13 protein-coding genes are annotated in these 25,776 nt (G+C 41.9%); all 13 read right to left on the bottom strand.

The features are described 5' to 3' along the window. Positions 1 to 60: 60 nt before the first annotated feature. The 13 genes from B0X71_RS03415 to brxC all read right to left on the bottom strand — a co-directional run bounded on the left by B0X71_RS03415 (position 61) and on the right by brxC (position 25,766). Positions 61 to 1,176 (bottom strand): DUF4145 domain-containing protein, encoded by a 1,116-nt coding sequence (locus B0X71_RS03415; RefSeq protein WP_077588129.1) that lies wholly within the window; start codon positions 1,174 to 1,176, stop codon positions 61 to 63. Positions 1,177 to 1,243: 67 nt separating this feature from the next. Further along, positions 1,244 to 3,325, bottom strand: coding sequence for a DEAD/DEAH box helicase (locus B0X71_RS03410; protein WP_232336773.1), 2,082 nt, complete (start codon positions 3,323 to 3,325; stop codon positions 1,244 to 1,246). A gap of 52 nt (positions 3,326 to 3,377) precedes the next feature. Then, a complete protein-coding gene (locus B0X71_RS03405; RefSeq protein WP_077588127.1) occupies positions 3,378 to 4,688 on the bottom strand; it encodes an ATP-binding protein in 1,311 nt (436 codons plus the stop codon). After that, positions 4,678 to 5,799 carry a TerD family protein gene (locus B0X71_RS03400; protein ID WP_077588126.1) on the bottom strand — a complete coding sequence of 374 codons (1,122 nt, stop codon included), beginning with the start codon at positions 5,797 to 5,799 and terminating at the stop codon, positions 4,678 to 4,680. The genes B0X71_RS03405 and B0X71_RS03400 overlap by 11 nt, the downstream gene beginning before the upstream one ends. 289 nt (positions 5,800 to 6,088) lie before the next feature. Then, positions 6,089 to 7,270: an HIRAN domain-containing protein gene (locus B0X71_RS03395; RefSeq protein WP_198038677.1), complete on the bottom strand. Its 1,182-nt coding sequence runs from the start codon at positions 7,268 to 7,270 to the stop codon at positions 6,089 to 6,091. A gap of 78 nt (positions 7,271 to 7,348) precedes the next feature. After that, entirely contained in the window at positions 7,349 to 7,801 is a 453-nt protein-coding gene (locus B0X71_RS03390) for a hypothetical protein (RefSeq protein ID WP_077588124.1), read from the bottom strand. Beyond that, positions 7,789 to 10,893 carry a RecQ family ATP-dependent DNA helicase gene (locus B0X71_RS03385; RefSeq protein WP_232336772.1) on the bottom strand — a complete coding sequence of 1,035 codons (3,105 nt, stop codon included), beginning with the start codon at positions 10,891 to 10,893 and terminating at the stop codon, positions 7,789 to 7,791. Before B0X71_RS03385 ends, B0X71_RS03390 begins: the two co-directional genes overlap by 13 nt. A gap of 976 nt (positions 10,894 to 11,869) precedes the next feature. Then, a complete protein-coding gene (locus tag B0X71_RS03380; RefSeq protein WP_077588122.1) occupies positions 11,870 to 12,631 on the bottom strand; it encodes a DUF3226 domain-containing protein in 762 nt (253 codons plus the stop codon). 2 nt (positions 12,632 to 12,633) lie between these two features. Continuing rightward, positions 12,634 to 13,776 carry an AAA family ATPase gene (locus tag B0X71_RS03375; protein ID WP_077588121.1) on the bottom strand — a complete coding sequence of 381 codons (1,143 nt, stop codon included), beginning with the start codon at positions 13,774 to 13,776 and terminating at the stop codon, positions 12,634 to 12,636. 254 nt (positions 13,777 to 14,030) lie between these two features. Next, positions 14,031 to 16,073 (bottom strand): protease Lon-related BREX system protein BrxL, encoded by a 2,043-nt coding sequence (gene brxL, locus B0X71_RS03370; protein WP_077588120.1) that lies wholly within the window; start codon positions 16,071 to 16,073, stop codon positions 14,031 to 14,033. Positions 16,074 to 16,090: 17 nt separating this feature from the next. Next, positions 16,091 to 18,643, bottom strand: a complete 2,553-nt coding sequence (gene pglZ, locus B0X71_RS03365) for a BREX-1 system phosphatase PglZ type A (protein ID WP_332309473.1) — start codon at positions 18,641 to 18,643, stop codon at positions 16,091 to 16,093. An 84-nt stretch (positions 18,644 to 18,727) separates the two neighbouring features. Next, entirely contained in the window at positions 18,728 to 22,180 is a 3,453-nt protein-coding gene (pglX, locus tag B0X71_RS03360; RefSeq protein WP_077588118.1) for a BREX-1 system adenine-specific DNA-methyltransferase PglX, read from the bottom strand. 13 nt (positions 22,181 to 22,193) lie between these two features. Then, positions 22,194 to 25,766 (bottom strand): BREX system P-loop protein BrxC, encoded by a 3,573-nt coding sequence (brxC, locus tag B0X71_RS03355; protein WP_077588117.1) that lies wholly within the window; start codon positions 25,764 to 25,766, stop codon positions 22,194 to 22,196. Between the last annotated feature and the right edge of the window lie 10 nt (positions 25,767 to 25,776).

Here is a 25,776-nt window from a genome sequence, read left to right as displayed (position 1 = left end):
TGTTTATTTATTAAAGAACTCATAATCTTTTCCCAAGAAGTTTTTCACTCTTAAACTTAATTAAGAAATTAAAAGGTCTAAATCATTCTCTCTTTGCTGAAGCTGCTGAAAAAGTTTCTCGACCGTTCCGATACCGACGTTTGTGTACTTTGCCAGAATAACAAGTTCCTGAGGTAGTTGGCCTACTGTCAAAACAGAGTCTTCCTGAAGTTGTCGAACTAAGCTTGGAATCCCGCTGAATTCTTCCTTTACTAAAGGAACTTTTGCCAGTTCTTCAGTAACAATAATGTATTCCGATTTATAAAAGAAGAACAGCTCGCCTGGACGATTTAGTCTTACCTTTCGTCGTTCCTTCTCCTCTTCGATAAAAGCACTTAGTTCATTAAACAACATTTCATCGCTTTTATCATTGAACCTTTTTACGTACTTATGAATGCCTTCCAGGTTTTCAGGAAGTTCACTCATTATGCGTGCTTGTTGTTCGGCTCCCAACCGGATTAGAAACGTTTCGGATTTATCAAATCGCTGTGGCAGCAAAAATGCATCTCTGAGGAAATATGGAACTGAAAGAGTCTGTCCTTTGTATGAAATGGTTCGGATGGAAGTAAATCCAGGTGGTTCAGCTGCCATAGGCACCGGAACAACTTGAGGAATTTCTTTTTCTTTTGCTGGTTCAGAAATTGATATCTTAAGCAGCCTTTCAAGTTCTTTGAGCCGTTTCTCAAGTTCTGTCAAATCATAGTTTTGATCTTGCTTCGGTTGCGGGTCTTTGTAAACCGGCACCTCTGCATCTATGGGTCCGTATACTTCCATGTACCATTTTACAATTATGTATATAGCCTCCCAAGAAAGTAGCGCTTCACTGATCCGGAATGGGCGGGTCTCATGTGCCGCCTGATTCCCTATCTTCCTTACATGATGCAGAGCATCCTGGACCTCAGTCGTTAAGTATCCTCTTACACTCAGCGTATCTAATCGTTCTTTTAGTGTCACCCATGGATTTGCTTCAATTTTTTCAATCAGCATGACATTGGCCAAGAGCGTCTCTACAAACGTCCGAGCATGTGTAAGCATCGTACGGGGGCTCACAAATATACTATTCTCTAGATCTCTTGCCACATGTGCCAGTTTCTCATTTAACGGCTCCATGAACTTATAAAAGTATTGTTCAGTCATAACACTTCCTCCTATTGATGCTTACTCATCATCTTTCGAATTCTTCGGTGACTAATTTCCCGATTACCTAAGTCGCTTCAATGATTCTCAATTCATACTTCTGAAGAAAATTGACTGCTTCATTAATTTTAAATTCATTGGCGATATGCATCTTAATAGCTAATTCTTCCCCGATTTCTTTTGAGTATTTGCTTTCCAGCCATTCCTGTTCATAAACATACGGTACTAAATCCGCTTCTACCCAACTCTTATTCTTTATTTTGTTAAAAATCTTCTGGATAACATCAACATGAGGAAAGCTGATTTTATCAGTACTGTCTTTAATCTTTGCATTCACTCCGTAATACCGGAGCATCCAAACAAGTGTCTTTGTGATTTTTGTGCCGGTATAGGCTTCAAAGATCATTTCTTCTCTATCCGACCAAATAATTCGTTCTGAAGGTGTGACCTCATTGAACACATACTTTTTTCGTTCATCGTTCAATGTGGACACGGCAGAGTCATTTACGTAACGGAAACTGTCTGTTGAGCAAAGGATCTCCATCATTTTCTCTCTGATTCTCGGATGGATATAGCCGGGGAAGCCGGAATAAGAAGGCTTCTTTCCGTTCACTGCTTTCTCCACATATACTTTCTTCCGGTCATGATCAATATCTTTAACTCTCCACAGTTTGCCTGCAAGAATAAGATTATCACCTTCGTTCAGAATGAACGATTGATCCAGTTTTCCGATCTTTTTATGGTTTTCCATAACCTCATATTCTTGTGAAGACATAAAAACCGCGTAGAAATCTTTACTCCTCAGCAGCTTTTCTCCCGCAAGGCCCACGATGATTTCACCGCTGCCTTTTATAACTTCCAAGTAATCTTCGTTAATCATGTGACTGATCAGATTCTGAACGTCCGCCTCTTCAATACTGTGAAAAATCGGGATGGCTCGTATATTGTCAAGCAGCTCTGGATAACGGACGCCGTCTGTCTCCTGACAAATGGAGATGAGCTGTTGAAATAGGACGTCAAAAGGAAGCTGGTAGCCTGTTGACGGTTCCACCCAATTCTCAATTACGAGCTCCATAACCGCCAAAGACTGAATCAGATTAGGTTCCGAAGTAGAATACAATTGCAGCAATTGATCTGCATCTCTTTTGCGTCCTGACCGGCCAAGTCGCTGTTTCAGGGAAGACACGGAAAAGGTGCTGTCAATCTGAATCACGATTTCAATATTCCCGATATCAATTCCGAGTTCAAGCGAACTGGTGGCAATTACACTTTTGGGCAAGGTCGACTCGGTCATTACTTTTTCAACATACTCCCGTTCTTTCTTATCGATAGAAGAGTGATGAGGATAATACGTTTCCCCCATCCCTTCCCGGTCAGCCAGCCGGTTCAAGCCGACGGTCACTTCTTCCACTTGCCCCCGGTTATTGCAGAAGACAACCGCTTTCCGGTCTCTCGTCAACTCCCGCAAGTCCATCAACAGCTCCAGCGGCAACATTGGCGCGTCCTGCTGAACGTGCATAAGATGAAACTTCAAGTTCTTGTCGTTCCCTTTGATATTGAGAACTTCCACGTTGTCCGGCTGTTCATAATTAAGCCAGCTTTTCACCAACTCAAAATTATCTACCGTCGCTGAAAGACCGATCTGACGTGGCGGCTTTTCTGCATACTTGGCTAGACGGGATAGCAGCGAACGTAAATGGACGCCCCGCGCATTATCAAAGAATGAGTGGATTTCATCGATGATGATAAAATCGACATCTTTAAAAACCGCTCTCAATAAATTTGATCGATTAACAAACATGCTTTCAATGGATTCAGGTGTAATCTGCAAAATTCCCGTGGGATTTTCCAGGAAGCGCTTCTTTTTGCTTTGACTCACGTCCCCATGCCATCGGTGAATGGCAATATCACTGTGCTCACAAATTTTCTCGATCCGCTCGAACTGGTTATTGATCAATGCTTTTAAAGGCGACACGTAAATCACCTTCAAGGCATGCATTGCATCTTTTTCAACCATTGAAAGGATCGGTAGCAATGCCGCTTCAGTTTTACCGGAAGCCGTTCCGGAAGAAATCACGAGATCGTTCTGAGTGTGGAACACAAGGGGAATCGTCTTCTCTTGAATAGGCGTGAGGCTGTCCCATTTCATTTCCCAAATCTTTCTTTTCATATTGGCTGAAAGTAACTCAAAAGAACTCATGCTATCTCTCCAATGTCGTGAACCGGCTGTTCATGTGAGAAGAAGCAGCGGGAGCAGGATCCGCTTCGAATATTTTCGTCCGGTCATAATGAGGGTTCTGCTGAAGAATGTTGATGGCTCCCAGGAATGTCCGAACCACTTCGCCCACTGTCAAATTCTCTTTAGCCCCCGGCCGGCTGTACTCTTTCTGGATGAATTGCTGGATTTCATGGTCTCTTACACTGGTCTGGTAATTATAGTGAATACCGTGGATGTCCCGCAGCTTCTGAAGCAGGACGAACGTTTCTTCATGCTTTAACGGCTTCAGTTTAATGACGGGCTGAGAGAGATCCCGGAATTCATCCGTCTCGAAGCGGTTCGTCTCCAGTCTTCGTTTAAGGGCTCCGTAGCTGAACAGCCCTCTTCGTTCATCTTCAAGAAACTCCAATGTCCCGCCGAATGAAAAATACAAGCCTTCCAAGTTGCCTTGCAGCGTATCGTTAAACATTTTTAAGATGGTTTCATAATTCTTGTCTCTCGTCTGCGGATGCGTGATCTTATACAAGTTGATGGCTTCGTCAAAATTAATGACCAATCCGGCGTAGCCGATCTGTCTGACGAATTGCGAGAAAATCTTGATGTAATTATAGTAATTGTCATCATTGATCGTATCCCTGACGCCTAAGTCGGCCTTTGCCTCGGTCTTCGTCCGGTACTCGCCTCGTAACCAGCGAAGCGCCTTCCGTTGCAGCTCCTGGTCGCTATCAATGAAGCCGCGATAATACAGGACCAAGATCCGTGCGAAATCATAGCCGCCGGTGAGTTCATCCATTTTAGTGACGATTCTGGAGATCTCCAATTCCACATCTGATACAAACGCCGGATTTTCCAGTTCGATGGACTGATAGCCGCGCATCTGCACCACTTGTTGCTGTACTTTCATAATCCAAGTATCCAGGATATTATTCAATGCGCCGCCTTGAGGAGCCGTTGAGATGGCCAAGTTCTTCATCAACTCTGTATACGTGGCCACCGCCTTGCCGTCATTGCCATACAGCCTGCGCTCGGGTGTGAAATCCGCTTTCGTCACCACAAACTTTTCTTTTAACGCAATCTGATGGATGAGAGCCTGCAGAAAACTTTTCCCGCTCCCGAAAGAACCGATAAAGAACTTCACGACAGAAGAGCCGGTCTTAACGTCTTCCAAGTCCTTTACGACTTGTTTCGCTTCGTCTGTTCGTCCAACCAAGATATATTGAAGACCTCTCGCAGGCACCACACCGCCTGAAAGGGAATTTAAGATAGTGGTTGAATCTCTTTTTTTAATAGACATTGCTGCTTCTCTCCTTTACCGCTCCAAGAATAAAGCTGAAATCTTCATCTGCAAGGATGTCGCCGTCCTCTTCCAGAAGCAAATTCTCCCCGAGATACTCATTCGCCTTTTCATTAACCGCATTCAGAAATACGGCAGGCATCGTCAAATTCTCCCTGAAAAACACATTCGCCTCTGCCATTGGAAACGGCCCCTCTGCCAGTCGATTTAAGAAGCGCAGCTCCGTTTCAGTCAATGATTCTATGAATCCATCCTGATCAGCGGCCGTATCATCAAATAAATCCAGGACCGGTGAAGCAATCGAGCCGGTTGCAGGCACCGGCTTTTGATCCGGTTCTGCCCGTTCTTCAAACAGCTGGATAAGATCGGTGTTTTGAGCAGACAGCGCAGCAATCCGGCTCTGATCAAACTGAATCTGCGAAGACCGTGTCAGACCCAGATGCTCTGCCGGCTGTGGCGGTATAGCTTCTCCTCTCTCAACCGCTTCCCGTTCCTGTACAGTCTGGAATCGATCCATAGGTGAAGGCTCCTGTTGTGAAGCGGCAGTTCCTTCCTCTTCCGTAACATCCACTCCGTACTCCTGGCACAAATCCGCCAAACCACCATTGAATCCGGCGCCAACAGCGTGAAATTTCCACTCCCCTTGGTGTCTATACAGCGCCCCCAGTACAATGGCACTCTCCTGGTTGAACTCATAATCGATTGGAAAAAGGGCAATCTCTTCCTGCAGCTCACTGTTAATAATTCGAAGCTTTATCCCTTCTACATCCGCAAATGTGAATCCCTTCAGCTTTGATTCATAAATCGTCAATGTGAATGAAATTTTATGTATATCATCAGGAACAGCTGATAGATTCGTAATAAACCGCTGCTTTTCGAACGACGAAACAGGTTCTTCCAACCGCACGGATTTATCAACGGATTGCGGCTGTCCGTAGAAAATGAAATCTTCATCCTTCGCTACTTTTTCATCTTCACCGATCAAAAAAGCGGAAGCATCAATATCCAATTTACTTGAAGTCGTCCAGTCTATTCCGACATACAGATGATTCAGTTCCTCATCATCCTTCGCTAACTTGATTTTTTGTCCTTTAATCAACGAGATGCCCATAATTCCTGACTCCTTTCCTGGTGGCCATACTAGTTATTCTTCTTAAAGTTATTTAACAATTCTTTTTTCTTTTATTATGCAGGAAACCATTGGAAGAAGCACGGTTTTTCAGCGATTTTTGGGAATGTACTAAGGGTTTTGCATTAGCAGCAACTAATGCTTTTCCCTCAGTTCTTTTAATTATAGCTTTCCTCGATTGAAACAATAATTAAAAGCCATCCAAGGAATAGGATGGCCCCACCGGGGAAAGCTTTTTTGTAAGTAATGACTTAAATAAACTGAATAGTTCTTAACCCAGGGACACGTCATAGATATCCCAAAAATGGATTTGGTTACTTACTGTTGTATCAGTAATAATTGGAGCACTTTCTAATACCGTAACATGTTGATCAAAAAACGCTTGCAGTATTTTCGTTTCCAGCCGAACGTCCATTGTACTCAACCAATCCATTTTGCTTTTTGCGTACCTTGCATACGGGCTGTCCGGAAAAAGTCTAGCGACTAAAAAACCAAGTTGTAATGAAAGCTGTATTAAGATTGCTTTATAGTGCCTATGGACAAAATTGGATTCAGTACCGCCCGCTAACATTATTGTGTTATCAAAAAGCGAGGATAAATCTAAAACGTCTAAGTCGTCTATGCGCTTTCGATTTAAAACCCGGAGCGTTTTATCTCTAGACTTTATAAAAGCTGTCAACACATCAAGTACTTCTTTCACTGCTTCTTGGTTTGCTGATTTCGTTAAAACAAAGTCCAGGTATACGATTTCAGGAACTTCCAGCTGTTTACCTGTACTAGTGATTGCAGCTTTAGATGAACTGGCATATTGCTGAGTGGATTGAGAATAAGAAATTTGGGGTTTGTGATTTCTTAACACACTTTCATCATTAGAAATCAGAATTTCGACTCCATAGTTGTAGCCATTTCCTCCGCTGATTTTATTGATTTTTGCTTTGTACTCAGTTCCTAAATCCATTTGTTGAGCCAGCTGAGCTGCAATATCTTTTGGAATCCAACCGATGTTCTGATTAGATTTATTGTAGATTCCTATGGCGTTCTTATCGTATTTATTGTTCTTGTCTCTCTTAAGCTTAATCTCATGGTTCGGATTCATATTTGCAATGATGCTCTGCCTTCCTTCGTACGTCACCCCTGCAAGTTTTACGAACCTGTTTTGATAATCCCTTAAAAGATTCCACCCGCATTTTTCGCATGTAGTCGTGTCAACAATTGCTGCCACAGAATTGCGTTCACTACAACGCGGACAAGTTTTCGTAATGAAATGTACTTTTTTCTCGATTGCTTGTTTTTGAGTAGCTGACGAAACAGTGTTGTTACTCTGGCTTGCGGTATTACTCCGGTTTGAGTTATCGCTTTGACTTGAACTGTTACTATGGTTTGAGCTGGAATTACTACCGTTTCCTCCAAATATAACTACAGCAATCAGAATAAGAACAATAATGGTAATCATCATTAAGCCTCCTGTTTAACGTATTTTTATTGAAATGGGTATATCTCTATGCCCTTTCATTGGAATATTTCAAGCAATTTAAACTAACAGCAAATAAATTACTCCTCCCCCGATTAATAAGTTAACGGCCATTCCCGCCCACAGAAATTTCTTTCTTTCGGTAGAAGCTTTCTTCAACTCCGCTTTTTGATTATCCTGCCAACGAAGCAATTGCTTGTTTAACTTCAGGTTCTCTTCAGTAACTTGCTCTAACTTCTTCAGAAGAACCGATTGCCCATTTTCAATCGATTGCTGGCGCGCTTCTATATTTCTCGAGGAGGTCTGGAATAATTCCAACTTTCCTTCTACTGTTTCTTGGTGAATCTTTAGCTGTTTCTTTGTCTGCAGCAATCCTGCCGATGTTTTGGATACATCCTCCTGGAATCGTTCGATCATCTTCAGGTACTCGGATGCCTTTTTGACGCGTTCAACTTCCTCGCCTAATACGTCGATATATTCTTCCAGCTGTTCGATATGGTCTACATTTCCCATGGGTATCCCCCTCCCGCTCTCTCTTTTATGACAGAATAGAGCTCTTTCACCATGCTTCCATAACTGAATTCATCCTGAAGCCGCCGATGGATCAATTTTAAATCAGCCATTTGGTTGAGCCCGTTGCTGATCAAGGTGTTGCTTAGCTCTTGCTTTTGTCCATCATTTAGATACAGGTCAGAAATCTTTAAAATTGAACCGATCATTTCCTGTCTGTCCTTGTCTTCCATTTGAACAATTCTCGTTACCGCTGCACCCATTCGCGCTCTTCCATCCACAGATTCAAAATTATTCTTCACTAGCTGAACAAACCCTGAAATTAGATTCAAGCTGATATCATCCCGGTAACTTTCAAGGAAGCGGCCAAGTGTAATTTCAAGCTCATCGATAGAATTTATAGCCCGAGGCACATCCTCTTTTCCTTCCTCCTGAACATAGAAAACTCGATACCAATCCTTAATCTTTTCTTTTTTAGCTGCTGTATTTTCCAGGAAATAAACATCATCGTTGCGTTTAAAATATGTCTCAATTCTCTTCTGGAGCGATTCACTATCGGTAAATTCATCTGCCACTTGTTTCATTAACAACATGGATCTTTTTCTGGAATAAATGATATTGTCGTTGTACCACTGAAGAAGAATGAGAAGGACTTTTTTGACAAATGGTTCATCACTTGCTGTCAATTGGTTTTCTGAGACGGAAAAGCCGTAGTCGTACTTTCGTATATGTTCCGACAGTTTCCCGATGACTGATGCTTCTGTCCAGTCAGCCAGCTCGACCTCATAATGCCTGCTTCTCCAATCATTGGTCCAATCTTCTACTATTCCGATCAACGCCAGCTTATAGATCATTTTTTCCGCATCTTCTTTTTGGCCAAATCCGATTCTCACCGTACCTTTTTTATTAGCGATGTTTTTATCATAAAAGGCTGTAATCTGTTGAGCTTCCCGTTCAACTTCCATTAAGTTCTCTTTCATGAAAAACAAGAGGGTGCTCAAATCGCCGGAAACTTCTTTCCTTGCCTTTTCAATTGCAGCTGTATTCGTTTCGAGACTGAATAATGCTTTTTCCTGAAAAGGAGTGAGGTCGTCCTTTGTATAAAGAACAAGACATCTGGAAGGATATTTATCTCTCCCGGCCCGTCCGGCCTCTTGATAAAACGATTCGAGAGAATTCGGAATACCGTAGTGGATGGTATGCCTGATGTTTGCTTTATCAATGCCCATACCAAACGCTTTTGTGGCAAACAAGGAATCGATTTCATCATTCATGAACATTCTTTGTGTCCGGTCTTTATCTTCCGTATAAGAACGACCCGTGTACTTTTTAGGCTGGCTTCCTGAATAATAGCCTGTTCTGACATTGGCAGCTATTTCCGCTAAATGGCTTAATTCATAACAACCCTCTTTTCCATTTACCACTTGCGTGAAGACGACAGTCGGTCCTTTTTGGTCGCTCTCCGCATGAGTCGCAGAAATGGACCTCAGCACTTCCACTAATGATTCTTTTCTATTCTTTTTGGTGACAGGCATAATGTCGAATTTAAGTTCCGGTCTAGTGAATGAAGAGATGGTAACGACATCTTTACTGGAAATTTCCAACTCACTCATCACATCTTTAAGTACTTTTGATGAAGCTGTCGCAGTAAGCGCCAAAAATCTCGTGGAAGGCGCGTATTTTCTGATCGTATTTGCAAGAGCTAAATAAGATGTCCGGAAGTCATGCCCCCATTCTGATAAGCAATGCACTTCATCAATAACCGCCAGCGCCAATGCGCTCTTCCGGTTAATCGTTTCGAGCTCATCACGGAACCCTTGCATTTGGAACCGCTCCGGCGAGATCACCATAAAGGAATACTTTCCTTCCGAGAATGCATTCAATCGCTCCGAGGCTTCGCGGGATTTTAAATCTCCGTTTATGTAACTGGCATGCGTAATATGATGTTTCTGCTTCAGATTCTCAATCTGGTCAACCATCAATGATTTTATCGGTACCACTACAAAACTGATCGCAGGCTGAAGTAAAACACATAATTGATACGTTAAGGATTTTCCGCCGCTTGTCGGAAGGAGCCCGATGGTATCTTGACCATTCAAACAATTGATGATGATCTCCAGCTGGCCGCCATTGAAATCCTGGAAACCAAAAAGGTTTGCCAATAGAAACCGTAAGTTACGGCCATGTGTTTCCGCGCTGAGCGAGTAAACAACAGTTTCATTCGTTTTCAGCTTGAAGTAATTCGCTTCATCATCAAAATCCGTCCGGATAAAGTAGAGGCCCTCTTCCTGAACTTCATCATCCCACCGCTTGCATAAATTTTGGTCAATCCGGATTACACCTTTGTCTTCCGCCTTTTGTTGATTTTTCTTACTTATACTGATTAAAGTCTTTGGCAGTGAAACTCGCGTGTTAAACAATGAAGCTACGTTCTGTATCCAGTAATTCAAGTCTTTCAGGGCAAGCTTCAACAATTGTCGATCGTTATCTTCCTTGACTTGGAATTGCCATGCCGGACTGGAAAGAGACAAGACACCCCTATCGAGAAGTTCCAACACAAATACCTGAAACCTTGCGATAGTTGATAGACCTTGCTGAATCTTGAATTGGCTCTGATCTGCATTCAGCGCATACTCATATTGTTTAATCTTATCTATGTACTTCTTATAAATTTCTCTGAACTCATTTTTGAACCGTGCGTAATCCCGCTGTCTGATTTCCTTTGTGGAAATCCGGATTACGTCAATTCCTTCTTTTCGTAGCGCTATATCCCGTTTCTTATCTAACTCCAGCTGATTCTTATGCCCGTTCCCATCCACTTCAATGACCGTTTTCATTAACGGAATGTAGAAATCGACTTGTTGTTTCGCGAACTCTTGGCTTGTGTCAGGCAGAATTTCAGTTATCGGATATTCAGCACAGACCAAGTTTCGGATAAAACCGGCTGAATTCAAAATCTGTTTTAGGTCATCATAAAACTGCAACGCCGGGTAATCAAAATTGCCATCATCACCTTTGATTGAACGTTCCCAATCCAGATCCTCATTAGAAAGGAACTTCACTTCCGCCAATTCCTCGATATACTTCCGTTTCAACCCAAACTCATTCCGTAAGAAGTCAGATGCGATTGTAGGGTTGCCTCTACAAATCAAATTTTGCACGACGTTACACAGATTAGTGTGCTCGTGTATGACTTTCTTGGCGGGCAAGCCGGCAATGATGAAATTTGAATTCGAGTAACAATAGTTTGCTGTGAATTTTTCCATCGATTTTCTCCAATATTTCAATAATTGTTATCATAATTATAGTACAACTGGTTGTAAAATAATAGTAAATTTGAATTAGGTTACAATAAGTACATTGGTCTATTCAGACATTGATTCTCAAGTCTCTTATTCTGTTCAGTCATTTAAATTTAAGTGCCTTTTCTTACGAACAGCTTTTCAATTTCCCGTCGCACTGAGCCAGAAACCAATGTTGTTTTTTTCCTTAATCACTGATTACGAATAGAACAGGACGGTTGTTTTAACAAAAACTACAGTTTCATAAGCTGTGTCAAATCCCCGTGGAGCTCCTCCATCGCATAGTCCTCGAACGTCATGTAGCCCTTAAGTTGCGCGAACACTCCCTCCAGCTGTGTAATGCAAAATACACCAGCACTAAAAACTCCTTCATCCGTTCATGCTAATGTAAAAGAAACATAGAATCGCCCGATGTGTCGCAGTCTTTTCCGTCGATAAATACGTCGCTTCTTTTATCCGCTTGAACTCTTCCTATTTCATGCGTTGTCTCTGTTCGTTAAGTTTAGTCGTTTCATCGCCCTGAAAACGGGTGGATGGCGCTACCTGTTCCGGGCTTTTAATGTAAAAAAAACGCCGGTCTCAGGAAGGGAACGGCGGTTTTCGTCATTGTGTATAGATATGTCGCACTTTTCTTACTCAAGAGAGACACAAGCATCCCGCTGTGACTATCAAATATTGAAGCAGGTGGTATTAGATTGGAGCAGAATCTTGAGTTAGATTATATTGTAGTGAATTGTGTTTGACACAGGGACCTGATTCCTAACTTGCCTTATATTAGTAAATTATCCAAAAAACCCTTTAGTTCTTTCTGATTGGTATCTTTCAATGATTCCTCTGTAATCCATTCATTGTCTAAAATAGAAACTTGGTTTGCCTTTCCTGGTTTTAATACATTTGCTATAACTCCAACCAGTACTTTGTTTTTACTCGAAGGTTTCCACTTGCTAGTATATGTATCGGGTATATTCTCAATATAAAGCTGTGCTGAATCATATAAGTCAGCATATTCTCTTTCTCCACCTAATAGGAGAAAATCTTCTAAAGTCCCAGTCGAATTATTATCAGGGAAAATAAAGATTCCTGCTTTGCAGTTTGAATTTTTTATATTATTGAATTGTACATCATAAAAAAAGTTCCGAATCTCTTCATCTTCAATATTTTGAATGCTTTTGTAGATGTAATCGAATTTGTCTTTGGCTTCCAAAGAATCGGCATCACAAAAAATTGCTATTCCATTTAAATCATCAATAGATAGATTAAGCAGTGAACCTTCGATAGCGGATGCTATTTCTGTTTCTCCTCCCGCATTTAACACACCTATTGAAACAGCATCATTTTGATAAAAGTCAGGTGTGGGAACTCTTTTCTGCAAATCTCCATTGTGAGGGAAACTCTTTGGAATTATCCTCTCCCAATAGCTATCGACATCTTTCATAAGCCTTTTGTTACTAAACCCTTTTTTTCTTAAAATTTTCCCAATAGCTGCAGTGTCATGGACACCTTCCACAACAAAAAAATAGTATTTGCTCATAGTCATCTTACTTCCTGTCCGAGAATAAAACGCACCTTATGAAGTTGTTCGCCAGAAAACCGCTTAACTTTTGTTGTTCCGTTTCTTTTTTCTAATCTATATACTACAATTCTATCAAAATCCCCTTGGTTGATTTTCAATAGACCATCTAACGCTTCTAAACTATGAGTGGTAGCAAAGACTTGAACATCATATTTTTTACATAATGTATTAAACCACTGAAAGAACGAACTCATCATATCTGTGTGGATTCCTGTTTCAATCTCATCAATCAAAAGAACTTCAGACTTTGAAGAAATAACTGCTAACGTTAACGTTACAGCTTTTCTTAATCCATCTCCGAACATCGACATAGGAACTAAACCTAAATCTTCGTGAGCGATGTATGGGACAGCTACAGATCTTCGACCGACTCCATCATCCATCAACAACTCTATATTATGAATTTTCTTATCAAATCTTTGTAGTATTTCAATTAAAAGATCTCTATGCCCTGACTTAATTAAGTCATTAAATGCTTTTGCTGAAAAAGGAATCAGCCTATGGTCAACAGAAGATATGAAACGACTGTGATAAGAATGAATCGGAGAATCAGAATTTAATGCTGGTCTAATAGCTGACTCAATAAAGCTAAAATCTATAGTTGACAATTCCACATCATTTCTTTTCGCTCTCATAGTCACATTTAATACTTTTATTTCAGTTTCTTCGTCTAAATCAAGCATATTTTCATATTCTAATTCTTCTTGTTTAATTCTTGAATCATGAAAATTAGATTTTAGTTGGCTTTCATAAACCTCTTCAAAACTAGGCTCCCATGTGAAATCAAGTTTTTCTTCACCCTTTTCAAAAGAGAGACTTATACTTTCTAATTCCTTCTGTTTGTTTTTTGGGAATAACCATTCTAATAGCTCCATAGATGAAGTACCATATCTATAGGGCATGATACTTCTCTCTCTTAATCTAGATACAGTTAAAAAGTTCTGTTTAGGAGGAGTATTAGACATTAATTGTAGCGCTTCTAGAATTGATGTCTTGCCAGTATTATTATCTCCTACAAACAAGTTAATATTCGATAACCCTTCGAAGCTACTTGTATCAATTCCTCTATACTTTTTTACTCTAAATGATTTAATTTGAGTCATAATATTTCACCTTCTTTTCATTATAGCTACCTAATTTATAAAATCTGCATAATAAAAAACCGCATAACACCTCATAAATCTAACAAGAAAGTATCTTCTAATATATCACTTAGATTTCTCATTCTATATATCCTATCTTACACATCTTACTCCATTCCACCTCTAAAACTCTACATCTAGCATTTATTATTTCTTTAGTATAAATGTTCCTGCCACATCATTTTTTAAAGAGTAAGTAAGTTTTTAAATTCTAATTATTGAACTCCCAGCGCCTTATACACTGCATCAATCGGATCCGAGTAAAACATCGGCGTGATCTTAACCAACAAATCCGACGGCACTGTCTGAAAATCTACTACCGACGCTGCTGGTATCAGCACTCGCTTCGCACCTGCATCCACACACACTTGCAATACGTTCGCGAATTCCTCTACCTTCGAGATCGTCCCGCCTACTGTCATGTTTCCAATAATCACTGTGCTATCCTGAACTGGTTTTTCCAACGCTGCTGAACAGAGACCGATCAGTTCTGCAATACCCAGCTGCTCGGTCAACCCGATTCCCTGTAGATCACTGATATACATCATATAATCTTTCGTTTTAGTCGTGATGGTATTGCTGATGCTTTTGCTATTTGCGGTGAAGTAGCGGAAAGCTGTGTCAAGATTTTCTCTTGCTCCACGGTGAGCATTCACTCCCGTTTTATTGAACTTTCCAGTGCCGCTGAATACTTGGTTCTCAAGCTTATATACACCGATCATGCCGGAGTCGCTTTGCCCGACGACGTAGACATGACCCGGCTTGCCCATACCTTCAGGAATCAGTTTCCCGCCGCCTTGTTCTGGGACGGAGACGAATTCTTCTTCCAAGGATTCTTTATCGATATAAGAGAACATGACATCGTAGAATTCCATCCCGCCAATTTTCTTCAGCTGTTCTTTCACACGGCGACGGCCTTCCAGTGCATACCTCAAGATTTCTTCGATATCCTCTTTCGTGTATTCACCATTCGGGTAGATGAGTTTAACCATACCAGATACCGTTTTACGGACCGCAATGGTGTCCCGCTGGTTCAGGTTGTTTCCCAACTTGAAGTATCGATCAATCGAGTCCGCAAACGAACGCTTCCGCATTTCCCGGAAAAATTCCGCTACATAATCAACGATGAAACCATATCGATCAGTGAAAAAATCCGGACGCATTTTCGGGATTTCCCATCCTGGCATGTAATGATGCATCCGGTCGAAGAATGCCGTGTCACTCGCCATTTCTTCCGGGAATGGAGCGAAGAGATGAGATGTCTTCAGGAGCACATCGACACTTTGATTGATATTCCCGACAAAGACCATGGAAGCGGAAGCGTTCTTTTCTTCTTTTCCTCTTGCAAAGGATCCAGAAGCCATATAGTCCTTCATGATCTGGATACCGTCTTTATCCTTAAAACGGATTCCGGCCACCTCATCAAATGCGACACAGTCCCACATACCGACGAGACCGATTTTTCGAGAAGACATATTATAGAAAAGATTGGCGACTGTTGATTGCCCCCCTGATACTAAAATTGAGTTTGGCGAAATCTCCTTATAGACATGCGATTTCCCTGTCCCCCTTGGCCCGAGCTCACACATATTGAAGTTATTCTCAACAAGCGGAACGAGCCGGAGCAGCAAATGCCACTTCACTCGCTCTTCTAGTTGCGTCGGCTCCATCCCCGTTGAACGAATCAATGCATCAATCCACTCGTCTTTTGTAAAATGACGACGTCCCTCGAATACTTCATTAAGGTCCATGTTTGGCATTTGAATCGGCTGCAGGCTGCTGACGCTAAAAGGATTCATCGACCGCAGTTCTTCATCATAGAAATAATCGATTTTGACCATACACCAAATACCGCCGACGAGGAGCTTATCAAACTCCTTTACGTAATTTGCAGCAATGGGCACACCTTTCAAACCAAGGTTCGAAAACTCTGCTTCGTACGTATCGATCTTTGGATTTAGCGCAACTGTCACTTTATCGATGATTGAGTATTGCCCTAACTCGCGGATTCGGGATTTCACCTTTTCCGCTTCATCCGGACGAACGAAATTATCCGACAGGATTTTCTTCACTCGCTCTACTCCCTGCTGGATGCTTTCCTCGTCGTCAGTTGCGGCATACATGCCGAGCAGGTATTCAAGCACGTAGACTGGCACGTTCGCGCCTTCTTTAATGAGTTTCGTTAGATCCTTCCGGACGACGCGGCCGGCAAATACATCATTCAGCTTGCCGTCTAAATCGAGTGTCTTTTCTTCCATTCATTCTACCCCCTACATCAAAAATCGAAATCGCTGACGATGCCCAAATTGATTGAGAATGGCACTTTCTCTACAATTGCACCGGTCTCAACATCCTTGCTAACCAGGTAATACGCCTTTGCGCGGTCATATGAAATGCTTTTCAGCACAAACTGCAACCGGAACATCCGTTCAGCCGGCTTGTCGTTCGTCCGGTCACCGATGATCGTTTCTGCGTTCGACAATACGATTCCTTCCGCATCTTCCATTTGTATGGTGACTGTACGCGGTACTCGTTTGTCTTCCACTTTCTCCGTCTGGAAAAATTCCAAATTAAAAATGCTGTTCGTGATTTTTCGAATCGAGCTTGTAAGCTTGATGTCCACTTTCTGGATCGCTTGCATACCACGTTGGCCAGATCGTTTATTTTTGAAAGTTAGGAGTGGAACGACGACTTCCTGGAGGCTGGCACCGCCATGGACGAAATTGACGCCGGATCCTTGCATCCGGTTCCGGATTGTCCCGTTCGGCATATAGGTAACCAATCCCTGTTCATTTTTCACCACGCTCGACAAATCCACCGTTAGCTGACCATCAATTTCCCGATTCTCGGGCGATAACATATACCGGCGTTTTACTTCGATGGCTTCTATCGCTTCTTTAACAATCTTATCGCTTTCCGCCAGTTCTTCCCGCTGGTAAATGAACCCGTGGTCCGCCGTAATGTAAATATTCGTCCCGCTTAAATCATCCCGGATAATTTTCACGAGATCAGCCAGCTGATCCAAGCTTTGCTCTACCGCACCGAATGTGGATGCCTCCGTGCTTGCCTTATCACCTGTTGCATCAATCGTATCGTGGTAAATATAAACCAGCTTCTTGCCTTTGAATGTTTCACGTCGGCCGGCTTTATTCATCGTAAAAATATCCCGGAAGTGAATAGCGAGACTTTCCGGCTCATATGATTCCAAAATCTTTTGCCGGTTTTCGAGTCCCGATGAATCCTTACCGTCAACAAGTACTCGTCCTTTATCATCAAAGTCAATGGTCCGGTGTGGCAGTAAAGCTGCCATACCGAGTTTCGTAACAGAAGGCACAACACTCAGGAATGGCTCCACGGCGCAAGTGCCGATTGTGCCGCTGTTCAGCCGTTCTGCCAATTCCACACCGACTTCATAGCGCATCGCATCCGAAATAATGACAAACGCCCGCTCGCCTTTTTGAATATGATCAGAAACAACAGATGAATAAAATCGCTGCTGATTCTGGACATTCGGCAAGGACCAACTATTGGCCAAATCTGCCCGCACTGCCTGCGACCAATGCGCATTCAGTTCGCCCATAAACCAGTCTGTATACACATGCTCCACGAGCTCCTTCAGTTTCTTCAACAACTCGTGGTTGCTTTCTTCATCAAATGCCACGTAGAACTTCCGGTAATAAAAGTCCATCAAATGATAAGTATCCCGGTACGCCTTGAATAAATCCGCCGCGTTGCTCTGCGGAAGTCCTGCCTTGTGTTCAAGATAGAATTCCTGCAGTTTCACGGTATAATACAGCGCTTCATAAATCGCTCTGTACTGTTCGTAATAATGCTTCGCCCGTCGCAGACGGATAAGTTTCAAATAATCTTCGAAATCTTCCCGCTGCTCCAACAAGCTATTGGCAATATGAATGATGATCGCTTTATCGATATACGGGAATGTTTCCGCCTGTTTAAACTCATCAATCGGCACAGATTGTAGCAGCGTTGGTAAATTGATCTCTTGCTCAGCCATCATCGCGTATTCATTAAACACCGTTTCATCCACTTTATGGTGCATCCAATGGTCAACGAACACAAGGGCATTCGCTTTTTGTCGATCTGCGATAAAGTCCTTTACGTTTTGAAGATAGCGCTCATCTACAGAATGACTGAATGCGGTCACAGCCAGGTGAATAAATAACGTCTTTAGCGTTTTCACAGGACGCTCATAGCCATAGCGGCGATCCACCCAGTTCCAGAAGATATCAACTCCGAAAAATTTATTGAAGGCCGATATGTACTTATTGTCTTCATTATCCAGCGTGTCCAATAGTACTGTTTTCAGCACAGCTTCAAAATCAGGCGTCTTCAAGTTACAAAGTACACTCATAATCGCGAGTTCAGTTGTCTCTTCTGTGAATGACTCGATCCCATAAGCTTGGAACTTCCGGAACCGTTCCTTATTGTTAAAGAACTTCTCATGTCGCTTTACCACTGGACGCAGTGCCGGATCAATCTTCAGTTCACTGAGGATTAGTGATAGACGATCTGCAAAAAACGTTTTAGAATAAAGGACGGTATCCGCCAGCCAGTTATCTTCGATATCCAGTTCCAGATTCGTATAGATTAAGTATGATGATTCGAGATCCTCTTCCTCCAGCAAATATTTCGTTGCGAATTGATTGCGTTCCGTAAGTGTATGGAATTTCACGTTATTTAACTTCAGTTGGTCTACTTCTTCGCTGAGCTCTCGGTCCTGGTCCAGCCAAAATACGATTCGTCGGTTCTCTCCGTCTTCCAGCGGTTTATCAAATATCGCCTGCAGCGATGCTTCTACTTGGTGCATATTCACTCTTCTCACCTGCTTTATAAAAACTCGTACTATAACAATGATACACCAGCGGGTGCTGGTGTATCATCAACTGGTCTATTATATTTTTGCCACTAACCCGTCGAACTTCGCGTAGTTCACTTTCACGCCGTCATCAAGGTCAATTTCAATCTGCATATCCGCCATATGATGAAGTTGCTCATCATACGCTTTCAGCTCATCGATTTTCTTATCGAGCACTTTCAACTCTTTTTTAGCTGCGGTGACTTCCTGGGCAGTCGAAGCCCCTTCAATGACTTGCAGTAAATCCTTCTTTTCAGAATCCATCCGTGTCTGCACTTCGTGAAGATAATCTGTACGGATTCGAGAAAGCGTCGTCTTATCATAGCGGTGCATATAGATGAGACAATTGAATGCCTTCTCCTTACCGGAAGTGAACAACCAGTATATTGGTCGCTTCTTGTACACTTGAACATGGTCCTTATAAAAATCATTCAAGAAATAGCGTCGAAGAGCTTCTCTTGCTGTTTCGTTCTTCTTTCGGCTAACTGCATCTGCAATAAAATCTAAATTTTCTTCGAGTGTTTCGTCACCAAAAGTGGTTTGGACAAAGTCGACGAGCCTTGTTACGATATCATCCTCGAAATAAGCATCAGGCAATATCGGTAAAATATTATCCTTATTTACCGGGACACTCTTATAGCGAGAAGGATTGAAATCTCCTCCTGCATGAACAAGGCCTTCCTCATCAAGAGAATAGCGACCGAAAGAGCACCCAACTGTATATGAGATAAAACTTCTGATGTCTCGTCCTATATCTGCTTTCCGTACTCCTAAATCTCTTTCGTCTACTTCTGGAGTAAACTCATCATTTAATTTTGCACTTTCAATAAATATTTCATTAATCCGATTCTCTTTTTGTCTTAGTTCTTTTGATAAGTGATTTGTTTTTTGTTCCCAGTCTTGAAATGTCTGTTTTAAATTTTTATTCTTAAACCGTATTAGGGGATGAATTTTAAAGTTCCACGAATTTTCATAAGAATCCCAATCGAATTTAGCTATCTCTATACATCCAGTTACTAATCGCTCAACTTCTTTGCCTACTTTCTCATCATACAAGTAAGGCATAGCCGCAACATTCCCAGATTGTAAATGTAGGGTTGGATTTAGGATTTTTGTTACACTTTCTGAAATTTTAGTATTCAACATACCAAGTATATATAAATTATTCTCTTTCGGAAAACACACACTCGAAGTACTTTCAAAAAAATATCCGGGTTCCATTATTCTAAAAGAAGATTTACCGCTAGTTATGTTTGACCAAGAGATTCCTTCTCTAAATAACATTTTTTCGCTTCGTATTGTTGCTCTTCCAGTACTTTTTATTCTTGCTCCGTTGTTTTCCCAATTGATTAGGTAATCATGATTTCCATACCATTTTCTATAAGAACCACCTTTCAAGCATGGAACCCATTTCTCATTTTTCATGTTACTAACTTCGAACCATAGCCGTAGAAAAGAATTATTATCACCAATAGTGGATCCCTGTTTAGTAACTGCAACTTCACCAATTCTTTGGTTTTCAATAAATATATTCACAAAATCTTCGCTAAGCCAATAAGCAATTGGACTTCCTGGAATTTCACTAAAATTTCTTTGATCAAAAGAGTAACGATAGTCCACAGAAGCTTCTGTTACTGCCTCTAGCGTCTTAGTTGGTTGATTAGTTGATCCTCTAAAGTCAGTGAGCTTAACATATTCACCGAGTAATTCGCTATTATAATTCCGTAGTGTGAATGTACAAATAGGAACTGTGGCGCCCTCAAAACCTGAATACTCGAGTTGGATTAAACTACTGATTGTTTTTTGGCCGATCATTTTTTGTCTAAATTTCTCGAAGGAGGAAATAAACATCCAGACAAACGGAGACATAAATCCTATTTGTCCATTTTCTTTCGTTACATCAAAACTATACTCAAAAAATGACGAGAACAGATCTGCCTTTACGTCCAAATAGTTTTCCTTTAAATAATCCGCTACTTCCGGAGTCAAATATTTATTACCCGCATACGGGGGATTTGTGATAAAAACATCGTGCTTTCCGCTCATCAAACTTGCTTGGTGAATAAGTTGCTTGTACAAGTTGAGCGTGCGATCTCTAAGCTCCTGCTCGAATAGATCTCCTTCAAGCGTTTCAATTGCTGCCACACGCTCATATAGGAAATTCTCATCATGCGATTGAAGTTTTATTAGTGAACCGATGGCTTTAGCATGTCTGAATTGGCTAATGAATTCTTTCATTGACTCGTAATCCTTGCCTGAAGATTCTCCTGCCAAGAAAGCTACTTCTTCATCGCTGATTGCATTCGTCTCTTGGATTGCAGCAAAGTTCAGCGCTAATCCATCTCGAACTATACTTCTCAAAAAGCGCTTATTATACTGAAGAGCTTTCATTACGGTAGAAAAGCTGGCCAGTTGATATGCTCGGTCATCAATATCCAAACCATAGAGATTATTCTCAATGATAAGTCGTGGTATCTCCCGTTCACTGTAACCGCATCTGCTATAGATTTCATATAGCACGTCGAACATATAGATCAAGATATGACCACTACCCATCGCGGGATCAAAACATTTTATGTCTTCTACATTAAGATCTTTATTAATATAAGGAGTCAACTTTTCCTGAAGAACATCATCTGGTTCTTGGCTTTTTAGAAAGAATTCCCAGTTTTGAATCAGGTCTTCATGTTCAGGATGAGATTCAATCCAATATCGTCCTAGAGCATTCTGTACCATGTAGCGCACAATCCATTCTGGCGTGAATAATTGTGTAGCAAATGGTAGTTCTTCTGCTTTATACCGCTTTTTCGCTCTAATAACTCGCTCGTTTTCTTCTGAAATATAGTATTGATAAAGCCATCCTACAATTTCAACCTTATTCCAGTTATCTTCAGGAATGAAGTCGGTATCTGTCATTCTCCGCACGAAGGAATCCGTCCCGAGAAGCCCTTCCGGGAACAGGATTTCCGTATAGTCTTCAATCGTCTCGAACATGAATGGCATATAGCGATTCAAGTAGTTGCAGTGCTGTTTGATGAGGTACTTGAACAGTGCATCTGTATTGTTGTTCACTTTCCATTCATAAACTTTTTCTTTATCTATATCCAGGTCAAGCGACAGTGCTTCTTTGATCATGTCCGGTTCTGTGCTGTCCGGTTCTGCTGTTGACAGCACCCGCACTTTCGTCGGCAAGTAATCGTTCACTTCCATGAAGCGAAGTGCGATGAAGCGGTTGAACCATGTGTATGCCGCTTCATCTATCACCCGCCGGAAGCCGATGTCATTAATTCGTGCAACAAGCTTATTGCGCTGCCGGCGTTCTATATCGGAAAGCTGTTTGCCGTCGATAAAGACAGCGTCCGAGCTTTCAACGTCCGCTTGCTGGATCGCTTCTGCGGTAATCCCGATTTTCCGCGCCTGCAGTTCCACTTTTTCCAATAGTTCTCTTCTTGCTTCTGTCGCGAAGCGTTTCAATGCGGTTTTGTTCATCTCATTTCATCCTCTACTCGACGAATTCAATATGCTTATTGGATTTGATAATATTCTTTAGTTTTGTAGATAGCAGATTAATGTATCTATCTACGTCTTCTTCTGTCTTTATTATCGTAACTTCATTTGTTAGTTCTCTAAGCCGCATTTGATGTTTATTAGGCTCCACGGTTGGCGGCTCCACTACTTTTCCGCCAGGGTCAACTGGCTCCACCGTTCTCTTCCGTTTCCATTCAGCAATATCCCATCTAATCTGCCGTTCGATCTTCTCTTTAAAGCTTGAACTCTGTGAGATCGCCGCATCTACTTTGATGATATCCTTCTGTTGTTGGAGATTCTCAAGTAAATTTCCATAATACTTTTCAGCCTGTGCTTTCGTTTCCGGTTCAACACCATAATCTCCGGCCTGAGACATAACCTCTTTCTGATGATTTTCAATTTTTGTTTTAGCTTCTGCTTTTTTCTCGGCCAATGCCTCTTCGAACTGCGTTTGCAGTTGATTCACTAGTTCCGGAATATCCTTGATTTCATTGTAAGGGACCGGCTTCTCCAAAATGCCTTTTAGCTTACTATAAGCTGTATTGGCCTCCTGATCCGTCAGGTAAGCCTCATTCTCCTCATACTGCTTTGTTTCCTGAAGACCCTTCTCGAATAGTTCTTTCTGATTTGATCTAAAGAAACTCTGAACCTTTTCTATGTCTTCATCCCAGTCTAATAAATCGTCTTCGAGATCTTTCAGCTTTGTCAGAAATGAGACGTTATCGAGTCGGTTATCAAATTCGCCGAAGTACTCGAGCCCTTTATCCAACAGACTTAACCCCGGGTACTTTTTGCCCTGGTATTGTGCTTTCAGACTATTAATATCTGATATCTGTTTTTCAATAAGCAACTGGATGTCTTTGATCAATCCGTCCTCGTCTTCAGATAAGGCAGTCGTATTGAATACTTCTTTGCAAATCGATTTTGCTGTCCGAATCAGTTTCTCGTCTGTCTTCACTCGCTTCAAAATGATGCCTTTATCAGCTTCCGCTGGTCTGCCGAATACTTGCAGTAATTTATTCGTATCAGTCTCAGGATCCAAGTACTCTGAGTTGTAACGGACGCGGATCTGTTGCTCTTTCAGCAGTTCAGCAATGACCGCTGCGACGTCGAGCTGCTTCCAACCGTATGGTTTGTCCTGATAGCGGTCATATAGCAACTTTACGCGCACTTGCTTGTTTATCTGGTCTTGCAAATCAATGAATTCTTTGACTTCCCGTCTGGCAGCCGTGTTCGGATTCGTGTCCATCTGGCCATCGAGGGACAACTGATCTGAATCAGCGGAAAGGATAGAAATTAGCGCCCGTTCGTTTTCTGTGTGTTCTTTGATGTAGTTCAACTTTGTGTAGACGTTATCGACAAGCTGTTTCATACCGCTATTGATTTTTTCTTTCACAGAAGAGCCTTTGACATCTGCTTGGTCACCGTTGATATAAAACGCTGCAGACTTGATCGCATCTTCCAGCAATTCACGGACACGGCGCCGACGTTCACGCACTTCGGCCTGTTTATTGTTCAAGATATTTTGAATGTTCTCCGGTAATTGCGTGATGTTCTTTTTCTTGCGATACTCCTCGATGCGAAGTGCTTCTTCCATCTCTTCCGTAAACGCGCCAGTGCCGCCCAATTTGATAATCATCTCTCCGTTACCGGACGTCATCATCATGAGTTCTTGATCAGATTTGTGGTAATGGTCCGATAATGGTGATAGCACGTGAAGGCCGATGCTCGCCGTCTGGTTGCCGTAATTCTTTTCGTCCATTTTTTGATTAAACGCGAACGAATACTCACGATTATAGTTAAAGCGCTTGTCGTCGTATAAGTCCTGGAAAATATAATTTGCAAGCTCTCGTTTAATGATTTCTTCGTCAATGTTCTGCTGCTTGATTTCCCGGTTGATGTCCTGCTCGTCGTCAGTAAGGAATACATACAAATCCCCGTTTTTCTGGATCAGTGTTTGTGTCATTAATTTCCGGAGGCTTGTCTTGATTTTTTCTTTCAGCTCCAGTTTGTCTTCATCGATTTGCGTTACCATTAATGTGGCAATGTTATCGATATTCGCTGGCAGTTCTTTCACATACTTGATCATGAACAGTACTTTTAACAGATCGATATTGAATTGATCATCTTCGAGCACAGGATTGACCGCCGCACTTTCAATAACACGGGAGACGGATGGATTCAGAAATTCCTTAATGGTATCGTAGAATGCATGGAAAGGAATGAGCATTCCTTCTTCCGCATCCTTATAGCGCAATGCCGCTTCTTTAAAGGCAGATAGCATAGAACGTTCACCTTCGGATAAATGCTTACCGGAAGAACCATGTTTCCGGATCTGTTCGAATACGTTCTGCAGCAGTTTGAACTGGTATGGAACAAATGGATACATCCCTGCAAACTCTTGGTCATTATCGAAGCCACGGAGATCTGCCGTGCTTTCTTTGAAGGAGATCAAATTTTTGAGAATCGCACTTTTCTCTGGATAAATCGCTTCCAGTTTATCCTCAGCAACATCGTTTTTCAGCAAAATCCGCTTTTTGATTACTTCGTCGACTGAGATGGAAGACAGCGACAGGCGTGTGTCAAAACGGCCTTGGATACGAGAAAAGTCATCGCCTTTCACTTTGACGATGCTGTCGATGCTTTCCTGAGACGTGACCATCACCCATACTTTTCCATATGCATGTGCTCCAAGTTCCTCCGTCAGTGTCTGTAAGTTCAGCATCAGGCTCCGGCTGTCACCGATATACTGGCCGACTTCATCGACAAGGAAAATTAGGTGGAAGTTCGGTCCTTTTGAATCGACATAATCCTTTACGTCTTTTGCGAACTTCTCGATGCTGATTTCGTAATTATTAACACCATTCTCAAACCAATTTCTGGCGGAGTCTTCAGACATATCCGTCACTTTTGTTAATGCGCCGATTACATAGTCTGCATCGAAGTAGAACGAGTTTCTGCGTTCCTCCCACGATTCACCCGCAGCTGTCTCGAACGCTGCCTTGAAATCCCCGTAAACGCCTTGGTCATCAAGGTATTTCTCCATTTCAGCAACGCCCGGAATATCCCCGTAATAACCTCGGTGCTCGTAAAACACTTTCAGGAAGACGCGGAGAATTGCATCTTCTTTTGATTTATTGTCCAAGCCGCCTTTCGCATCGATGTTGAACAGAATGGTTTCCGTCTCCACACCGGCTGTTTTCTGCATATTGGCATAGACAAGCGGATCTAGTACTTTATCTTCAAAGAAATCGACCGGTCGTTTGCCTTTGACTTCCTGGTTTTTCAGAAGATACGACAGGATTTTCAGGAAGTGAGATTTACCAGAGCCGAAGAAACCTGAAATCCAGACACCCATTTTATCGGTCTTACCATTTATACCTTTTTGGTAGTTCTCATAGAACTTCGACAGATGCTTATGTAATTCTTTTGTTACGACATATTCATCGAGTTCCTGATGAATATCTTCTTCACTCGTTTGTGCGACTTTAATGACGCCCCGGATGTCCCGTTCGATATCTTTCTGGAACATGTCTTTAATTTGCATGTAGATCCCC

The sequence above is a fragment of the Planococcus lenghuensis genome (assembly GCF_001999905.1).
Classification (GTDB): Bacteria; Bacillota; Bacilli; order Bacillales_A; family Planococcaceae; genus Indiicoccus; species Indiicoccus lenghuensis.
Note: the sequence above shows the minus strand (reverse complement) of the source record. Positions and strands in the feature narration are given on the sequence as shown.

Excerpts from the sequence above, each read along its gene's own strand:
- B0X71_RS03415 (WP_077588129.1), bottom strand. The coding sequence starts at position 1,176 with ATGACTGAACAATACTTTTATAAGTTCATGGAGCCGTTAAATGAGAAA.
- B0X71_RS03410 (WP_232336773.1), bottom strand. The coding sequence starts at position 3,325 with ATGAAATGGGACAGCCTCACGCCTATTCAAGAGAAGACGATTCCCCTT.
- B0X71_RS03405 (WP_077588127.1), bottom strand. The coding sequence starts at position 4,688 with ATGTCTATTAAAAAAAGAGATTCAACCACTATCTTAAATTCCCTTTCA.
- B0X71_RS03400 (WP_077588126.1), bottom strand. The coding sequence starts at position 5,799 with ATGGGCATCTCGTTGATTAAAGGACAAAAAATCAAGTTAGCGAAGGAT.
- B0X71_RS03395 (WP_198038677.1), bottom strand. The coding sequence starts at position 7,270 with ATGATTACCATTATTGTTCTTATTCTGATTGCTGTAGTTATATTTGGA.
- B0X71_RS03390 (WP_077588124.1), bottom strand. The coding sequence starts at position 7,801 with ATGGGAAATGTAGACCATATCGAACAGCTGGAAGAATATATCGACGTA.
- B0X71_RS03380 (WP_077588122.1), bottom strand. The coding sequence starts at position 12,631 with ATGAGCAAATACTATTTTTTTGTTGTGGAAGGTGTCCATGACACTGCA.
- B0X71_RS03375 (WP_077588121.1), bottom strand. The coding sequence starts at position 13,776 with ATGACTCAAATTAAATCATTTAGAGTAAAAAAGTATAGAGGAATTGAT.
- brxL (WP_077588120.1), bottom strand. The coding sequence starts at position 16,073 with ATGGAAGAAAAGACACTCGATTTAGACGGCAAGCTGAATGATGTATTT.
- pglZ (WP_332309473.1), bottom strand. The coding sequence starts at position 18,643 with ATGCACCAAGTAGAAGCATCGCTGCAGGCGATATTTGATAAACCGCTG.
- pglX (WP_077588118.1), bottom strand. The coding sequence starts at position 22,180 with ATGAACAAAACCGCATTGAAACGCTTCGCGACAGAAGCAAGAAGAGAA.
- brxC (WP_077588117.1), bottom strand. The coding sequence starts at position 25,766 with ATGCAAATTAAAGACATGTTCCAGAAAGATATCGAACGGGACATCCGG.